The organism is bacterium (genome assembly GCA_023382385.1).
In the GTDB taxonomy this organism is placed as follows: domain Bacteria; phylum Electryoneota; class RPQS01; order RPQS01; family RPQS01; genus JABWCQ01.
In genome coordinates, this window is sequence record JAHDVH010000005.1 from 16,261 (window position 1) to 33,803 (window position 17,543).

The 17,543-nt window shown below is 55.5% G+C and carries 12 protein-coding genes; 6 read left to right on the forward strand and 6 right to left on the reverse strand.

Going from position 1 to position 17,543, the window contains the following annotated elements; all coding sequences use genetic code 11:
* Positions 1-247 precede the first annotated feature (247 nt).
* The 6 genes from KJZ99_10935 to KJZ99_10960 all read left to right on the forward strand — a co-directional run bounded on the left by KJZ99_10935 (position 248) and on the right by KJZ99_10960 (position 7,898).
* Positions 248-2,155 carry a cytochrome c family protein gene (locus tag KJZ99_10935; GenBank protein ID MCL4306422.1) on the forward strand — a complete coding sequence of 636 codons (1,908 nt, stop codon included), beginning with the start codon at positions 248-250 and terminating at the stop codon, positions 2,153-2,155.
* Between the two features lie 337 nt (positions 2,156-2,492).
* On the forward strand, positions 2,493-2,897 hold the full coding sequence (locus KJZ99_10940; GenBank protein ID MCL4306423.1) for a hypothetical protein: 405 nt from the start codon (positions 2,493-2,495) through the stop codon (positions 2,895-2,897).
* Between the two features lie 21 nt (positions 2,898-2,918).
* Complete coding sequence (locus tag KJZ99_10945) at positions 2,919-4,592, forward strand: T9SS type A sorting domain-containing protein (GenBank protein MCL4306424.1); 1,674 nt, start codon at positions 2,919-2,921, stop codon at positions 4,590-4,592.
* Positions 4,593-4,835: 243 nt separating this feature from the next.
* Positions 4,836-5,507 carry a GTP cyclohydrolase II gene (ribA, locus tag KJZ99_10950; protein MCL4306425.1) on the forward strand — a complete coding sequence of 224 codons (672 nt, stop codon included), beginning with the start codon at positions 4,836-4,838 and terminating at the stop codon, positions 5,505-5,507.
* A gap of 646 nt (positions 5,508-6,153) precedes the next feature.
* On the forward strand, positions 6,154-6,456 hold the full coding sequence (locus KJZ99_10955; GenBank protein ID MCL4306426.1) for an RNA-binding protein: 303 nt from the start codon (positions 6,154-6,156) through the stop codon (positions 6,454-6,456).
* Positions 6,457-6,539: 83 nt separating this feature from the next.
* The gene (locus KJZ99_10960) at positions 6,540-7,898 is read left to right on the forward strand and encodes an FAD-dependent oxidoreductase (protein ID MCL4306427.1); all 1,359 of its coding nucleotides are present in this window, start codon (positions 6,540-6,542) and stop codon (positions 7,896-7,898) included.
* Here KJZ99_10960 and KJZ99_10965 read toward each other — a convergent pair.
* From KJZ99_10965 to KJZ99_10990, 6 genes are read right to left on the reverse strand one after another with little or no spacing between them, the layout of a single operon-like run.
* Positions 7,855-9,321 carry a glycosyltransferase family 39 protein gene (locus KJZ99_10965; protein ID MCL4306428.1) on the reverse strand — a complete coding sequence of 489 codons (1,467 nt, stop codon included), beginning with the start codon at positions 9,319-9,321 and terminating at the stop codon, positions 7,855-7,857. The genes KJZ99_10960 and KJZ99_10965 overlap by 44 nt on opposite strands.
* Positions 9,321-12,008 (reverse strand): LPS assembly protein LptD, encoded by a 2,688-nt coding sequence (lptD, locus tag KJZ99_10970; protein ID MCL4306429.1) that lies wholly within the window; start codon positions 12,006-12,008, stop codon positions 9,321-9,323. Before lptD ends, KJZ99_10965 begins: the two co-directional genes overlap by 1 nt.
* A gap of 6 nt (positions 12,009-12,014) precedes the next feature.
* A complete protein-coding gene (locus KJZ99_10975; GenBank protein MCL4306430.1) occupies positions 12,015-14,129 on the reverse strand; it encodes a DUF1926 domain-containing protein in 2,115 nt (704 codons plus the stop codon).
* Between the two features lie 39 nt (positions 14,130-14,168).
* A complete protein-coding gene (locus KJZ99_10980; protein ID MCL4306431.1) occupies positions 14,169-14,573 on the reverse strand; it encodes a hypothetical protein in 405 nt (134 codons plus the stop codon).
* Positions 14,574-14,586: 13 nt separating this feature from the next.
* On the reverse strand, positions 14,587-15,507 hold the full coding sequence (locus tag KJZ99_10985) for an ROK family protein (GenBank protein ID MCL4306432.1): 921 nt from the start codon (positions 15,505-15,507) through the stop codon (positions 14,587-14,589).
* The gene (locus KJZ99_10990) at positions 15,504-17,396 is read right to left on the reverse strand and encodes a hypothetical protein (protein ID MCL4306433.1); all 1,893 of its coding nucleotides are present in this window, start codon (positions 17,394-17,396) and stop codon (positions 15,504-15,506) included. The genes KJZ99_10985 and KJZ99_10990 overlap by 4 nt, the downstream gene beginning before the upstream one ends.
* Positions 17,397-17,543 lie beyond the last annotated feature (147 nt).

The window sequence follows — 17,543 nt, forward strand, 5'->3', positions numbered from 1 at the left end:
CTCGGTTTCCTCTGCTGAAACACACATCTGCCCCTATTCAATACGTTTGGATTGGTCAGAAGAGTAACGAGGCATAAAAAGGAACGAACAGGAACATTGTCACGCAGTGGTGTGGGTTCGCAAAGATGCACTGCGGTAGAAAACAGGTTTGTAGATAAATATAGCCGGATTTCGCTCTTTTGGAGGTTGCTATGAGGTGTGTTATCTTATAATGCCCTTCCTTCACACCTCGACGCGAGGCGGTCCCATGAAATCAAGGCTACTCTTTCTTCCCGCAGCATTGCTGCTCTTCACGCTGTCTGCTGCAGCCGTCCCCACAACCTTGAACGACTTCTTCCTGCCCGGCTCTCAACCGAATCAATCGGGAAACTTCCGTCCGCCAAGTCAGTGCGATAACTGTCACGCCGGATTCGGATTGAACATCGAACAGCATTTCAATTGGAGCGGCAGCATGATGGCGCAGGCTGCGCGCGATCCGCTCTACTTTGCAACGGTGGACATTGCCAATCAGGATGCTCCCAACTCCGGAGACCTGTGCATTCGTTGTCACTCTCCGGTTGGCTGGCTCGGCGGGCACTCTGTGCCGACGGATGGTTCGGCTCTTTCGGGCACTGACTTGGATGGTGTGCAATGTCACTACTGTCACAAATCCGTTCAACCTTCGCCAATCGGCGTGAACCCGTGGCCTGCCGATCCGATTTACACATCCACGACCTACGGGCCGGACCAGACGTATCTGCAAACGCTGACGCACATTCCCCCCACCACCGCCAACGGCATGTATGTTGTGAGCAACGTGGATGAGCGGCGCGGCCCGATCGCTGCGGCAGGTTCACCGCACGCCTTTCTTTATTCGCCGTTTCATCTTTCATCGGGCATCTGTGGAACCTGTCATGACGTGAGCAACCCCGTGTTCACAAAGAACGCGTTCGGTCAATACGTTCCCAATGCCTTCAATGCTCCGGCTCCGAGCTTCGACTTGCGGACGATGTTTCCGGTCGAGCGCACCTACAGCGAGTGGCTCGTCAGTGACTACAACTCGGTGACCGGAGTCTATGCTCCCGAATTCGGCACGGACAACGGCTATGTGTCCACCTGTCAGGATTGTCACATGCCGCGTTACGACGGTCGCGCCTGCAGTCAAAACGTTCCGTCGCGGGACAATCTCGGCGTGCATGATTTCACCGGTGGCAATACCATTGTCGGCAGATGGATCAAAACGCTCTTTCCCGGAGTGACGCCAAACGCCGCGCTCGATTCCGCTGTTGTGCGAGCCCGTCGCACACTGCAGAAGGCCGCAACGATTGCGATTGATGCCGAAGTGAGTGGCGGAATGGTGCACGCCAGCGTGACGGTGACGAACCAGACCGGACACAAACTTCCTTCAGGCTATCCCGAAGGCCGCAGAATCTGGATCAATCTGAAAGCCTTCAACGCTCAGCAGCAACTGATCTTTGAAAGCGGTGCCTATAATCCCGCAACAGCGGTCTTGACTCACGACGCGCAGCTGAAGGTCTATGAAGTGCATCCCGGAATCTCCCCCGGATTGGCCGGCGTCGTCGGGCATCCGGCGGGTCCGTCCTTTCATTTCGTGTTGAACGACACGATCTACATGGACAATCGCATTCCGCCGCGCGGTGCGACCAACGCCGAGTTAACGAACGTCCAGTCTCCCGTCGTGGACTATGTCTATCCAGACGGTCAATACTGGGATGTCACCGAATACGAGTTGCCGATTGAGACGGACAGCATCGTTGCGACGCTCTTCTATCAGACGACGAGCAAGGAGTATGTCGAATTCCTGCGCGACAACAACTTCACGAGCAATCGCGGCAATACGCTATATGCTCTTTGGGACTCGACCGGAAAGTCTGCTCCTGAGTTAATGGAACGGGAATTTTTCCGTGTGATTCATCCCTTGCAACCGGTGGACGACCTGACGATTTGGTTTGAAGAGGAGTCTGAAGACGAATTGCATTTCCGATTGAATTGGACTCCCGTTGCAGGCGCGACCAGCTACGAGATTCTGAGCATGGCTTCGCCGGCCGATGAGACTGGAACACTCATCGGTTCAACTCAGTCGCCTCCCTATGAGTTGTCCGAGTCATCGGCTATCACAGAGGTCAGATACTATCGCGTGCGCGCCGTGAACTGACTCTTGGGAAAACTACTTGGAAAGGCGGCCTCTGGCCGCCTTCTTCTTCTTGCACTGGAGAGGCATGCTGCTCAACTTCGCGCGGAACCGATGCACGAATTGAGCGAGAAATTGCGCACGCAAACGTTTGTTTTAAACACGGAAAGCGACTCCATTGTGGAAAATATTTTTCGCAGATTGTCCCTGACAAAAACAGTCTTAGAAACTGCGCGGCCGGCCTTGACAAGAAACCGCGTGTCTTGTATTATCTATCAAGGTCAGGCCTGACCACAGTTCAAAAACTCTGTTTGAAAAGTCAAGGGAGATCACAAATGACGAAGTCAAATCTTAACTTCAATTGGGAGGGCACTTAGCTCTCGTATTGCTGCTGGTTGCCGTGCTCGCAATAAGTGCGAATGGATGGGATGTAAAACATAGCTACACATCCACGGGTTCGCAGGAATCTTTCTTTACACCTGCCTACTCTGGCACTCATTACATCTATGTAAAAGCACCGCAAAGTGGTTCCATCACTGGCAAGATTGAACAAGCGGGCGAGTTCTATTTCCAACGGGCTCGTGCCGACGCAGCGAATGGGGATGCGGCTTGTGGACACGGCTATGTTTCTGGAACGGGCTTTTACACGACTCGTTTCTCGTCTGAATGCGCAATGGTGGGGGCAGGCTCCTCGGTCGCCATCGCTTACGATAACGGATCGACCTACTATCAGCAAGCGTGGTGCGAGCAGCAGCCCGAGAACTAGAAAACGGCGAGTTTGATGCTCATGAATCGTAGCCTAACATTCTTGTTTCTCTGGTGCACTGGCGTTAGTGCCGCTTGGTCGACGATTAGGGAAGTAAATGCGCCGGAGTCAATCAACGCCGTTGTTTCGGAGAGTTTCCCCGGCGACACCATCATTCTAAACAACGGCACTTTCCACGAGTCGGTTCAAATAGAGGAGCACGGTCTGGTTCTCGGAAGCCGCTTTGTTTTGGACAATGACTCAAGTCACATTGGCAACACGATTATTCGCGCGGGTGGTGACTCGGACTCATCAAGCTGTATCATTATAAGTCTCGCGGAAGACGATTCTGTCCGTATTATCGGTCTGTCACTTCGTTCAGGAACTGGGACTCGCTGGGCAACCGAACCCCAGCCGATTCAGGCGGGAGGTGGTATCTTCTCTTTACGATCACGGGTTAGTGTCGAGCGTTGTCAAATTGATTCGTGCAGTGCCGAGGCCGGCGGTGGTATTGCCGTTGTCCGCGAGACTCTTGGAGGTTTGGAGTCGTATCTTCACGTAAGCAACACATGCATTAAGAACTGCTTCTCAACTTATCCCGGCGGCGGGGGAATCTATGCGCGGAGCGCGGGGGTTTCCGCCTGCAGCACATTGATTGCAGAGTGTACATCGATTGCATCGGGCGGCATTCAGATGATTGACGCTCCGCTTTCTATGACGGCCTGCACAATCCGTAGCTGCAGAGGTGAAACTGGAGGAGTCTGGGTTTCGGGGCATGAAAGCCATCTGGACGGCAACGTTTTCGAACAAAACGGCGTCGTTCACACGACTGGAACGTGCCACTTGTATGGAGGTGGAAGAGTCTATGTGCGGCGTAACATCTTTCGCAACAACTCCTCCGACCATCCGGCAATCGACCTTGCCGACTTTAGTCGATTCGGTGTTCCCTTCTTCGAAGGAAATGTGCTTGAGTCTCACACAATGACTAACTATGCGGGGGCGATCTATTTGTGGGATTGCGAAGGAGACTTCTCGTACAATGTTATTCGAAACAACCATGCGCCGGGTGGAGCATCAATTTTCCCGGGCGGCAGAGGTCTGCTTCGCATACATCACAACGTGTTCTCGAGCAACAGTCAGGGTCCTACAGGCTACGGGTCAGTCATCAGTTACACGAATTCAGGAAATAGACCCGCGATTGTCGATTCGAATCTTTTCGAAGGGAATACCGGACCTGCGATTTCGTATCATCCTGATTATCCGCCGCCTCAGACTATCGACGCGAGGAACAACTGGTGGGGTCATGAATCAGGCCCCTACAATCCCGCGCTTAATCAGGATGGAACCGGCGACACTCTCTATTCAGCGCTGATCGACTTCATTCCGTGGCTGACCTTACCTCCGGACACATCCTATACGGGGATTCCGGAGCGGGATGGTGTCGGAGTAATCCCGTCCACTTGGGAACTGCTTCCGGTGTATCCCAACCCCTTCAACTCCGCTCTGCAAATCAGCATAGCAGGCTTTGCGCGGGACGACTTTGACATCTCGCTCTATGACATCCTCGGACGCAAAGTGACGAGCGTGCACTCGGGTTCGCTGTCCGGTGGAACGATCAGTTACGTACCGGGCGGGGATCTAAGCACAGGTGTCTACCTGCTTCGCGCCTCGGATTCGCACTCGCGGACGTCAATCAAAGTTCTCTACCTGAAGTAGGCGCATGACTCGCCGAACAATAGAAGGCTACCTCTGGTGGCCTTCTTCTTTATGAATGCCTCTGGAACCCCGCGTGAAAGTCCATATTTGAATAGAAGGCAACCAGTCAATCGTAACCTATTTTATACTAAATAGTTAAAAATTGACATTTTTAGCCAGAATAAACTCAAATTTTCCACAACAGAAACATTTTTTGAATCCCTGTCGTATATTCTGTAGAACCAAACAGGGAAACTACAGTCCATGACCTTACCAGCACACTCCTTCGCCCAGCATCTTGCCGCTCAATCTAAGATCCTTCAATGGCCGGGCGATGAACTATTCTATCCGCTCAAAGTAGTCGCCGAAGCCAAGCTGCCGACTCGCGCGGGCGATTTCAAGATTGTCGCTTTCTCACCCACACCCGACGGTAAAGAGCATATCGCGATGGTGCGGGGCGGCGTCAATGGGGGAGACGCTGTTCCCGTGCGCATTCATTCTGAATGTCTGACCGGGGATGTGATGGGCTCTTATCGCTGTGACTGCCGCGATCAGTTGGAAGCAGCTCTCGATTACATGGCACAGCAGGAGCGCGGCATTATCCTCTATCTGCGGCAGGAAGGGCGCGGCATCGGCTTGGTGAACAAGCTCCGTGCCTATGTGCTGCAGGAGCAGGGTCTCGATACTGTGGATGCCAACCACGCTCTCGGCTTTGACGACGACGAGCGGGACTATCGCGTGGCGGCCGAAATGCTGAAGGCGCTGGGCGTCCAATCCGTGAAACTGCTTTCCAACAATCCTAAGAAAATTGCCGGCTTGGAGCAGAACGGAATTCCCGTCACGGAACGTGTCCAGCATCAGCTGCCGTCCAACCCTCACAACCACCATTACCTCAAGACGAAAGCCGAAAAATCCGGCCACCTCTTAGAGGTCTGATGTGCCCTCGCCGGCCCGCTGGCGGGTGAATCGCTTTAGTGCAATACAATCATATACATACGCCGGCCTATGGCCGGCGTTGTCTTTTCCGGAAGATTCTAACTCCAAGCTGCCCAAATGTTTACAACATTTATTCAAAAATCACTTGACTTTTTGTAAATAATTTATTATATTAGCATCAGTTTCCAACCAAAGACTCCGGAAAGGAACCCGTCGGAACAGGCCAACCGTTCGGACCGGACCGGTTTCCAAGGTGGATTAGCACGAAATTGTCGTCTTGAGCATGTCCAAAAGTAGCTCAGACCGGGCCAAAGAAAAGGACCTCCGCGAGATGGACGACCGCATCCCGATGCACGGGCTTTCCCGTCAGAAGGTGCACCAACCCCTGCGCTTGCTCCCTCCGATTTCCACAATCTCCCTGAATACTCTTGACTCGCCATTGTTTTCACTGTATATTGCGCTTACTCCGTCAAACGCATTAGTCGCCAGACGGATGAAGCCTCGAAGCAGCTTTGGCCTTGTCGCGACGTTCTGGTTCGCCCCCCTCGTTACGATAGTTGGTATGCAGATGTTTCCGGCTTCCACTTCTTTTGGAAGTAACTGAAAAACTGAATTTTGAACTGGGGCGAACGAAGGGAGTCGGGAAATGCCGAAGAGGCTGTATGTCGGCAATCTGCCGTTTAGTGCGACCGAAGAATCTGTCCGCGCCGCCTTTAGCGCACATGGCGAGGTCCTCAACGTGGCCATGATCATGGATCGCGAGACTGGCCGTCCACGCGGTTTCGGCTTCGTGGAAATGGATGATGCCGGAGCCGATGTCGCGGTTGTTGCCATGAATGGCGCAGAATTCGGGGGCCGCACATTGCGAGTCAACGAAGCTCAGCCCCGTCCTGAAGGTGGCGGCGGATTCCGCGAACGCCGTCCGCGCCGCAATCAAGACGACATGTAGCCTGATCGAGACATTCGCACGAGCAAGCGCAGCCCATACACATTGTGTGTGGGCTGCTTATTTGTGAAACTCCACTCAAGTTTGTGACTACCACTCTCATTCTCGGCGCCGGTCCGGCTGGACTCTCTGCAGGCTTCTATCTAAGCCGTGCAGGTCACGACGTCACCTTGCTCGAAGCTGCTCCGGAACCGGGCGGTTTCGCCCGCACGTTCGCGCACGGGCCGTTCCGCTACGATGCCGGCGCGCACCGCTTCCACGACAAGGATGCCGAGATTACCCGCGACCTGCTCGAGCTGATGGGCGACGAGCTACTCAAGGTGCACGCGCCGAGTCAAATCTGCTGGCAGGGGAAATTCCTCGACTTTCCGCTCTCGCCTGCTAATCTTGCGATGAAGCTTGGGCCGCTGAAACTCATGCGCGCGAGCTTTGATTTCACGAAGGCGCGCGTTTCGGCAAAGCGCGAAGAACAAAATGACTTCGCAAGCGGCGCATACCGTCGCTACGGCAAAACGATTGCCGATGAGTTTCTGATTGGATATTCGGAAAAGCTGTGGGGAATTCCTGCGGAGCAACTGTCTCCGGCAGTCAGTGGCGGAAGGTTGAAGGGGTTGAGCGCACGCACACTGCTGACCGAACTATTGCGCGGCAAACAGAGCAAGAGTGAGCACCTTGACGGCAGCTTCTACTATCCGCGCGGCGGTTACGGCAAAATAGTTGACAGGCTGTCGGAGCGCATCGGCAGAGAGCGGATTCATACAAATTGCCGGATTCTCAAACTCCGTCATGATGCCTTGCGCATCACCGGTATTGAGCTTGCTGGAGGTTCCGTCCTGACTCCCGAGCGTGTGGTCAACTCGCTTGCTCCGTCAACAACACTTCGCCTGCTTGAACCCGCGCCTCCCCAAGCGCTTGTCGAGCTTGCCGACACTCTGAAGTTCCGCGACCTGATGCTGGTCACCGTCATGTTGGATCGCCCGCGAGTGACCCGCAATGCTTCAATCTACTTTCCGTCGCCGGAGATTCCGTTTACGCGGCTCTACGAACCGAAAAACCGCAGTATCGAACTCGCTCCGCCGAAACAGACGTGCGTAGTGGTTGAGATACCGTGCGGCTCAAGCGAGGAAATGTGGAATTTGAGCGACGACGCCCTGAAAGCTCAGGTTGTCGAGCATCTATCGGCGGTGAAACTGATTCGGCCGAATGAGGTGTTGGACAGCCGCGTGCATTGTCTGCGTGCGGCATATCCGGTGCTGGAAGTCGGAAGTGAGGAAGTCGTTGCGGAACTGCGCGACTACTTGAGTCGGTTTGTCAATCTCTACACGGTCGGGCGTGCGGGTCGGTTTGAATACACGCACGTGCACGATTTAATGCGGCAGGCGAAGGATTTGGCGAAATTGCTCAAGGTTGAGCGTGCGGAGCTTCCCGCATTCGACAGCGCGTAATCTCTAAATCCGCTCGGAATATCAGATAGGGATTGCGCGGATAGAGCTCGGCTGTTTTGTAGGTCGAGTCGCATTCGCAGGATTCTGCGAGCACGGAGTAGACGGCATCGCGCATGGGTTTGGAATGACTGTAAGTCGCAGTGACAAACCAGACGGTTCCGCTGTCCGGCAGCAAAGACGCAATCTGCGTGGTGTCTTTGGGAATCACCACGTCATGCTGAAACAGGTTGCGGTAGTAATACTCAAACGGCATCGGCGCACGCTGCGGATGGACGAGAATGTGATCGGCTGAAGCGATCTGCGGAATCAGCCACGCGACGGCCTGCCGCCACGGGTCCTTGTCGAACTTCGTATAGTAGTGATAGAGTGGCACAGCGTTGAGCACCAGAAACAGACCGATTGCAAGAATTTGCAGCGGTTTTTTTGTCTGTGCGACTATCCATCCCATCAGCAGCAGAATTGCCGCGAGAGCTGTAATAGTATAACGCATCCACAGAATGGGAGTCAGCTGCGAAACCAGCCACGGCAGGCCGAACATTCCAATCAGTAGTGCGGTGCAGACGACAAATCCGGTTCGGTGTTCCCTGATGCGCGTGCGGAAGTAGACAAGTCCGATGCTCAGGAGAAGCGAGCTTGCGAGGGCTGCAATGTACCACGCAAAGTAATGCTTCATGTAGGTCCACGGCTCGAGCAGACCGGGCCGATGAATCCACGCGGCAACGCTCCATTGGTTCTGAACTTTGCCGACAAACGACTTCAAGAAAATGTAGGCTTCAGGCAGATACGCTACGCCGATAATCAGCGCGGGACCGAAGAAGCGTTTCCACTCCTTGAACGGCACAAGCACTGCGATGATCAGCGCCTGCAGCGCAAGCAGAAACGGGCCGTAGGGATGAGTATAGAGCGAGAAGATAGTCGCGGCCAGCGTGCCGATGAGGTTGACCCGCGAATCGCGTTCGATGAGGCGCAGGAGAAACCAGACCGCCAAGAGCGATGACCAGAGCCAGAGCGTGTAGGGCCGCGCTTCCTGCGAGTAATACATGAGAAACGGATTGACCGCGGCGAACAACGCAGCAATCAGCGCGGCAGGATGACCGAAGACTCTTCTGCCCAGTAGATAGAGCGCATGAATGCTCAGCACTCCGAAGATAACGGAGGGGATGCGCATTGCAACTTCACCAACGCCGAAGAGCCTGCTCCACAGCCAGATGAACATCGCATAGGTCGGCCCTTGTGTGTCGGCGTCCCAGTCAAACAGAAACTTCATCGGCCCGTCCTTGATGCGGTGCCAGATGATGGCTTCGTCGAGCCAGAAGCTCTCCATGTTCAGCTGATACAGCCGCAACAGCAGCGCGCCGATCAGCACAAGGCCGATGGCGCGCTTTTCACTCGTCGAATATGTTGTGTTCTGATTTCCCGCCATTAAAAGCCGCGCAGGTTGCCGCCTCGATTACGTTCGATCTTGACGTCGCGGAGTTGTGGCGACTTCAGACCGATGCGCAGGAAGTAACCGGGGCTGTATCCCACAGGCGACCACGTAAACGACGCCTCCCAGCAATGCAGATCGCGGATGATGGAAACACTTGCATTCTGTGCGATCTTTCTGTCCATGTCGAAGTAGTGGCTGATGTCAAAACTCCAGCGCGGAGTCAATTGACTGTTGACGCTTGAAAACAGTGTCGTCGTTCGCGAATGGCTCAGGTAATCTCGCGCGTGGCGAATGTTGAAGCGCAAGGTGATGGGCATGTCCACAAACGTCTGCGGGCCTTCCGCTTTACGCGGTTCCTCGGCTTCCGGCAAGGGTGGCAATTCGGCATCGTAGTTTTGCGGTGCACTGCGCGGCGCGGGCGGGAGGACGCTTTGCGGATCGAACGGCACCTCTTCGGACAGCGACAGCTTGTTGCTCTTGAAGCTGAAAAGATCTGCCACCGATTCGGCGCGAATGGCAAAATCTACGGAACCGCTGGCACGCAAGAGATCCAGCGGCGCATACCACTTCGCTCCGTCGCGATCCCAGAAGAACGTATTGACCGGAGTTGTGCCGCGTCGCTCATAGAGTGAATGCACGGTCGAGAGATCAAACCCCAAGCCTTCAATCGGCCCGAACAGGTGTCCCGGAATTGAGGTGCGATAACTGCTCGAGAGGTCTCCCCACTTCAGCGAGTCCTTTTTGAAATCCACGCCCGTGGAGAAATTCGCGCTCAAAAGATCGAACTTCTTCTCTTTTCGAGCTTCCGGATCGCCGTGCTTCATCTGAAAGAGATTTCCGAGCGAGAAGCTCATTGCCTGCGAGAGACCGTTCGGTGTCGCCCCGATGAGGGAACCTTGATCAGTGCCGCGAAAGCGATCGTATCTGTATTCACGTCCGTCAGCCAGTCGTGCCGTTTCGAAATAGCCCCAAGCTTCATCCGAAAAATCGGGACGGTAACGGAAGCTGACGGTGGGCGTCATGACATGGCGGAATTGCGCGCGAATTCCGAACGGGTGGCGCGCGAGACCGTAGAGCTTGGTTGAGGCGGAGCTTCCCACGTCGAACGTCGTGCGCGTGTAGAAGCCGTTCTGATCTTCGCGGTCGAGCAGCGGCCCGGCGGGTTCATAGTGCAGCACGCGTCGTGTCCAAACATGTTTCCAATCGAGCGACGGATTCAGATTGATGTAACGCATGATGCGCGCCGTTGCCGCAAAAGCACCCTGATGCGCGGCACCGTCGCGGTGCGTAATGCCCAGACTGTCGTCACCCAGAATAACCGTAGGCAGCGCGGGTTCACCCGATATCCGCACAGGTTCGGGTCTCAGGAACTCTTCGCGAAACGTCAAACTACGGGCGAAGTCGCTCGAATAGGCGGCGTTGTAGGTCCACGTAAACGCGCGATACCACGGCACAGTTGTTTCCTTCGGCGCGCTGGCGAAGCGAATTCCCTTATCCGCTTTCTGAGCGGGGAAGAGGCGACCCTGTTTGTGCGTGAACCGAATTGCGGGCAGCGTCGCCGACCACGTCTCCTGCCGGATATTCTGCGTAAAGTTTGTGTTCACGCTCATCGTCCAGGGAGAGTTGTTCCACGACTTTGAGAGCGTGGCGTTTGAGCGCACGGTCTGGTTGAGCTGATCCTGAATCGAACCGACATCGGAGCGATAACTGGCGTCGGAAACGTAGGTGCCGGAAGCCGCGACTTGTGTGTTCTGATCGATTGTATGATTGTGATTGGCCGAAATCTGCCAGCGGCGATTGCGCGATGCGCCGCGCCGTTGCGTGTCAAAGTCGAAATCCGCATTGCCGCGCAGACGATACCGCTTGGCGTAACGATACGACGTGCCGCCGAGAATTCCGAACTCTTCGTAGTAGTCCATCGTTCCGAGCAGGTCCATGTAATCCGAGGCCGCCCAGTAGTAGCCGATGTTGCGCAGAAACCTCCCTTGCGCAGCGGACTCGCCAAAAACCGGCGTGATGAAACCGGACGTTCGCCCCTTTTGCACAGGGAAGACACCGTAGGGCAGCGCAAGAACGGGCACGTCGGCAAAATAGAGATACACTGGTTTCGCGATGACGCGCTCGCCGACTTCAATCTTGAGCACGTCGGCTCCAAAATGATAGTGCGGCGTGTCGAGTTCGCAGGTCGTGAACTCTCCATGCCGCACCGTCAGAATGTCGTCCGAAATCCGTTTGAATTGTTCGCCGTAGTATTTCCCGTCCTGATACTCCGTGCGCCCTCCTTTTACCCTCCCGATCTTACTCTTCAAATTGTAGGCGATCTCGTCACCCGTGAATTCTTCAGAGCCTTGCTTGAAGTGCGGCGGATCTATCTTGCGCACGGTATCGAGTTCGGTGCGCGCACTGTCTTTGAACACCGAGTCGTCGAGCGCCGTTGCGATCATAGTCTGGTCGTCCCAGTGCAGCAGAATGCGCCCTGCGGTCAGGACCATATCCTTGTATTCGATGCGCGCCTTGCCCTCGAGAATGGACGTGCGCGTCAGAATATCGAAGTCTATCGCATCGGCGCTGTAAGTGATCACCGTATCCAAGCCGTCCCGCCTCGCGGTCGTATCTGGCGAGGACTCCTGCGCATGAGCAAGTCCGCCAATCAATAGGGACAACAATAGATAGAAAATCACAACGCGTCAGCGCTCTGAAAGCTCCGCGGAAAATCGGCAGCGCCACGCTTCGCCGGGCTGCAACCGCAATTCCCATGAGAAGAGCAAAGCAGCGGATTGAAAGACCCGCTCGAATCCGCCCTCGGACAGCGACACACTTTCGACGGGCACACGCCACAACCGCGCAGGGATCGAAGACTCCACGTTCGCGGCGACTCCCTCATGCTCGTCGGCCAGCAGCACCCGCGAGACATCGAGATGCTCCGCGATCTCCGCGAGCGGGCGTTTCACGACGTTTGTGCCGGGCAGCGAAAGATAGTGCTTGCCGGAATTGGGGGCCATCAGGGCGAAATTCCATTCGATGCCGAACGGCCCGTAGATCTCCTGTGCGGATAAGTTGCTGACCACATAGTCCACATCCATAACCGCCTTGCCGGACTGGACACGAATAGTTTTCGACACTCGCACCGGAAGCGATCCGAGTTTGCCCGTTCTGGTGAGCGTAACTCCGTCGGTGAACATCTCGCTCAGCTCGTATTCGCCCGTCAGAAAGTCTGCGTAGTCCGCAAGTTTGCCCACGCGGAACTGGTCAATGTTTCCGTCGAAGCCGTGGAAGTGGTCGAGTAAAGATCGACGCGGCCAGCGATCAACTGTAACAAGGTGTTCGAGTCCTTCCTCCTTCTTCAGCACGAGATCGTGAATAGACTCGACCGCAGCATCGTCATTGGGCACAGACACCACCGCACGCGCCACGTCCATATGATAGGGTTCTTCGCGGCGGGTAAGCGTATTGAGCACGTTATAGCCGCTGGGTCGGAAGTCCCATTCGAATAGCGAGCCGCCCTCATCAGGTTTCAGGTAGGCGTTCATGACAGCGTTTTCGATGAGAATCTCGGTACGGCCGTCCATGTCGTGATCCACGGTGTGAACTTCCGTCCACTTCCGCCCGCGATGCAGCAGATTGTCGAGCGTGTATTCGCCCTGAATCAATTCCTTCCATACCGCATGCCGCAAGTGCGGAAGATACAGCCCGCCGAACACGCCGTGCCAGTAAGGGCAGTTGCATTGTCCTCGCAAGAGTTGTGTTTGATAGGCGGGATCGGTCTTGCGCGTTGAGAGCGAATGAAACTTGCGCGACACTCGCAGCATCTTCTTCTGCAGGTAGTTCGCTTCAGGATATTTGCTCAAGAAGCCGCGCCAGAAACCGCCCTTGACAAACGGACGGATTCGCGGCCAGTCGTCGCGTTCCTTGAGTTCATGCACGAAGTGAATGTATTTCTTGCGAGCGGCGGTCGGCAGCGTCCACTCTCCCATTTCAAAATAGGAACCCGTCGGCAGATAGGTGCGGCCTTTCGGCTGTATCCGGTCGCGTGCTTCGGACATGGTGAGCAGTTCGACGTCGCTGTCATGAGCGACGAGCGCGTCGAAAAAGCTGCGCAGCCAGCCGTCTTCGTAGATTGGCTTATACGTGCGCGGCCACAGTCCGAACTTCTCACCGTCGTCACCCATCAAAAACAGTGAGTCGGGGCGACCATCGGCCTGCTGAAAGATGTAGTCGAAGGTGGCTTCCGGCTCACGAAATGGAATCGCGTAACGCAGGGCCTGATGATTGGGGAACATCGCCAGAGGTCCGTTGTGCGAATCGGTCATGAAGTAGCCGTTCAATTCTTCCGGCAAATGACCGGCCGCCAGAAACAGATCGTCATCCATGGAGATATACTCCACTCCGGCTTCGACCAGCAGAGCCGCGAAGTCCGGTTCCCAGACGCGCTCGGGCAACCACGCGCCGCGAGGGGTGACTCCGAATCGTTTCTTCAGATAGTCGTTCATGCGCGAAAAATGTTCAAGCGCGTCATCGCGCGGAATCGCGGCCAACACCGGCTCGTAGAACGCTCCGCCGATCAACTCAATCTGGCCGCGGTCGTGCAACTTCCCGACCAGATCAAGATACTCGGGCAGATGAGCCTCGCACCACTCCAACAGACAGCCGGAAGTGTGCAGGCTCATGCGAATCTGAGGATAGTCAAGCAGAGTTTCGAGAAACGGCTGGTAACTCTTATGATTGGCGTCGGCGATGACATGATCGAAATTGCCGATTGGCTGATGATTGTGAAGCTGAAGGCAGAGATAAACTTTTGTCACGGGGTCGAGAGGTTGAAGTGCAGGTTGCAAAGGCGACGCTTAATTCGGGTATAAATAGACCGTCCGGTTGACGACAACTTCGGGGTTGCCGCTTTCCGTCGTGGAGTCAAGCTGCGAGTATTGAAAGTCTGCGAATTCTTCAGTGGACTGGCCGTAGCCTTCGCTTTCCACATGATAGAAAATGCGAACGTCTTCTGAGATACCTTCCCAAACTTTGACATTTCCGTTGGTGTGGCGGCATGCAGTGTCCCTCTGATCTGATGTTCCGGCATAGCTCCAGATAACATGAGCACACGACTGCAGCAGCCCGTCGGTCCGCGATCCGTCTCGTACAGAGACATTGAGAATCCACACCGGCCCCGTGAATTCCTCGTTGTCGTCGTCTTTCTTACAGCCGGATGCGGCAAGGCTCAGGATCAGCAATCCCAAAGTGAATCGAATCATAATCGGCCCCCTACTACGTTGACTGTTCAAACCAAAGTGCGGCTGCTCCGAGCATGCCGGCAAAGTAGCCGAGCTGGCCGGGCAGAATGTGCAGGTATTCCGTATGCGGCGGCAGAGCACGCGCAGTGAGATAGTGTTTGAAGCGTTCGAAAAAGTAATCTGCGCCATGAATCGTTCCGCCACCTAAAACGATGGCTTCGGGATTCAGTAAATGTACCCATGTTGCTGCGGCTTCGGCGAGTCGCTGAGCAAGCACATCGTGTATTTCGCGCGCGCGAAGATCGCCCTGCTCTGCCAACTCCGTGATGCGTCGCGGAGTGGGAAACTCGCCCGTCTTGAATCGATCGTCCACAAGCTGATCGAACGCCGTTCTGCCGACAAAGGCTTCCAGGACGCCCGCTCGGCCAAGCACTTCCGGGCCATCCGGTGAAATGACGGTAAAGCCCATCTCGCCCGCCGCCCCACGTGCGCCGCGATACAATTTTCCGTCAATATAAATCGCACCACCAAGTCCGGTTCCCATCGCCGCTGCGACAAAGTGCTTGAACTTTCGTGCCGCGCCCCACCTATGTTCTCCTACGGCAAAGTTGTTGACGTCATTGTCCATGACCACCGGAATCCGCAGCGCATTGGAAATCGTCTGCTTGATGGGCAGGCCGAGCCAATCATTAAAGTTTGGCGCCCACAACACGGTTTCAAGGTGCTCATCCACAACTCCCGGTGCGCCGACACCCGCGCCTTCAGGCCGAACACGATGCTTGTCGCACAAGTTCCGCACGGCCGTTGCGAGCGACTGGACGACTGCGGAAAGTTCGCGCGGCCTCGGAGTAGGTGTCGTCTCCTTATCGACCAGCTTGCCCGATTCCGTAACCAGCCCGATCTTGAGGTTGGTGCCCCCGATGTCGATGCCCAGGGCGAGGCGCTCTGAATTCATTCAGGTAAATTGCCGCTTGTCACACGCAGTCTTGATGCGTTGTCGGAGTCCACGTCCAAAGTAAAATGATGAGGCTGATCGCCGGGTTCAAGCGTGAATTGTCCGGCGATTGCGCCGTCCTTAGTCGGAAAGTATAATTGACAGTCAAAACTCTGCACGAGTCCGCTTGCGGCGATATACGCCTGCCGTTGTGCGAAATCATAGTCCACATACAGCTCGCCGTCGGCAAACGGAATGCGTGCGCGTGTCCGGCCCCAGCCGTCCGGCAGGCGCGGATCGAACACAATTTTTCGCGCGCTCCAGTTAGGTCGAACGCCGAGATAACCTTCCACGACCGTAACAAGTTCTGCGGCTGCGGCCCGCGTTTGAACACGCTGCTCCAACTCTCCGGGCAACGTGACAGGGTGGAGCGTGTCATTCAACGCTGCGAACGCAAGGGTCCAATGCTCAGACCGACGATAACGGATATCTTGCGAAAAAGTCCAGAGCAGCCTTGCGGATTCAGCATCCCACGGAAGCGCTTCCAGTGCAAGCCATGAAGCATCGGCTTCCTTCAGCCACGACAACGTTCCGCGGCTGACAGTCTCAAACAAACTCACGGAATCAGGCAGCACGAACGTCTCGAGTAATCCGTCCCCGCCGTCGCTTCCGCCGTCAATGAACTGATTGTTGAAATAGACGCTGTCAGTCTGCTCCGAGCGGGTCTGCCTCAACCTTCGAGCGGCCTGCTGCAAAGCGGTTATCGCATCCTTGGATGCGTCTCGGCTGTTGCTGCGATAGGACACCCGCGCAGGAGCTGACATGGAAGCCAGATAGGTCTCGGCGAACAGCCATACTGCGGCTCTGCGAAACTGCTCTTCGATGGTTGCCCCCGTTCTGATTCTGTTCGCCGCCGCATCAAGTCGGTTCAGAGCGTCGTGCAACAAGGGAGTATAGAGCGTGAGTTGCCGTTCGGGCAATGCTCCCCAGCGAAACGCCGTCTCGAACGCCTTCAAGCCGTTCTCTATAGTCCACACCTGATCTTCGGGTGCTCGGAGCGATTCAAAATAGTCGGGCCGGAACTCCGCGAACGTCAGCCACTGAGCGACTGTGAGGTCCGCCCAAAACTCAAATACATCCGCCGAAGTGGAAACAGGAATCGTGGCCGCAGGTATCAGTGAGGTCAAGAGCGCGAGCGTGCGATTCACTGAGTCCGCTTCCGTCAGAATATCCACCGCGCGCCCTGACTCAGAGTCTCTATCGGAGTTAAGCCGGAGCGTGAATATCTTGGACGGCCGCGCTGCAAAAGATATGGACGCGCCTAAGCCGGTTGCTTGTGCCGGAGTGACTGTGCCTTCCGTCTCAAGCCGCCAGCGATTTCCATCAGGAAGCAGCACCTCCGCGCCCCAATCCGTCTGTGACCACGGCTCAGTTTCCGCATCTATGCCCCGCCGCTTGCTGCTCGGCCCGTGAAACTCAATCTCTGCAATCAGCGTCCGCTCGCTTTGGCCGGTCACCCCGCACTCGATAAGCTGGCCGCCGCGCTCTATGGATAGCGACTGTATCAGCCCAAGCCCGGTTTCGACCAGCTCAAGTCCTTGCGCCGTTCGCTGCGTTGCGCGGAACGGCAAAGGGTGCTGGTCACCCTCAAATCGCCAGCTGATTCGCAACTCTGTTCCACTTAGGTCGCGGAGTTTGAGTCTGTGGTCATCGCCGGGTTGAGGAGGACTGACCTCCGTAGCCCAGCCCCCGATGGACACAACCGTTGAGCCTGAATCCGGCAACATGACCTTAAGTATTTGGTCTTTATTTGTATACGGATTCAGCTTCGGAAATTCAAGCTCACCGCATCCACACACCAAGACCACCCACAAAAGCTGTAACCCGATATGCAGATGCTGTTTTTGCATAGATTTACAAGATACAAAAGCATCGAAACAGGTGCAAGCGTTACGCTTCCGTTTGACTTGGTTCTTCCTTCGCATCTCGTTCAGCGGATGCTTATATTTTCGAGAGTTGCCGGAACTCCTCGACAAAGACAGCCGTTCAACGGGAAC

Bases quoted from the DNA above. Each gene is read 5' to 3' on its own strand.
- KJZ99_10965 (MCL4306428.1), bottom strand. From the start codon at position 9,321: ATGGCGGGAAATCAGAACACAACATATTCGACGAGTGAAAAGCGCGCC.
- KJZ99_10980 (MCL4306431.1), bottom strand. From the start codon at position 14,573: ATGATTCGATTCACTTTGGGATTGCTGATCCTGAGCCTTGCCGCATCC.
- KJZ99_10985 (MCL4306432.1), bottom strand. From the start codon at position 15,507: ATGAATTCAGAGCGCCTCGCCCTGGGCATCGACATCGGGGGCACCAAC.
- KJZ99_10945 (MCL4306424.1), top strand. From the start codon at position 2,919: ATGAATCGTAGCCTAACATTCTTGTTTCTCTGGTGCACTGGCGTTAGT.
- KJZ99_10990 (MCL4306433.1), bottom strand. From the start codon at position 17,396: ATGCAAAAACAGCATCTGCATATCGGGTTACAGCTTTTGTGGGTGGTC.
- KJZ99_10935 (MCL4306422.1), top strand. From the start codon at position 248: ATGAAATCAAGGCTACTCTTTCTTCCCGCAGCATTGCTGCTCTTCACG.
- ribA (MCL4306425.1), top strand. From the start codon at position 4,836: ATGACCTTACCAGCACACTCCTTCGCCCAGCATCTTGCCGCTCAATCT.
- KJZ99_10955 (MCL4306426.1), top strand. From the start codon at position 6,154: ATGCCGAAGAGGCTGTATGTCGGCAATCTGCCGTTTAGTGCGACCGAA.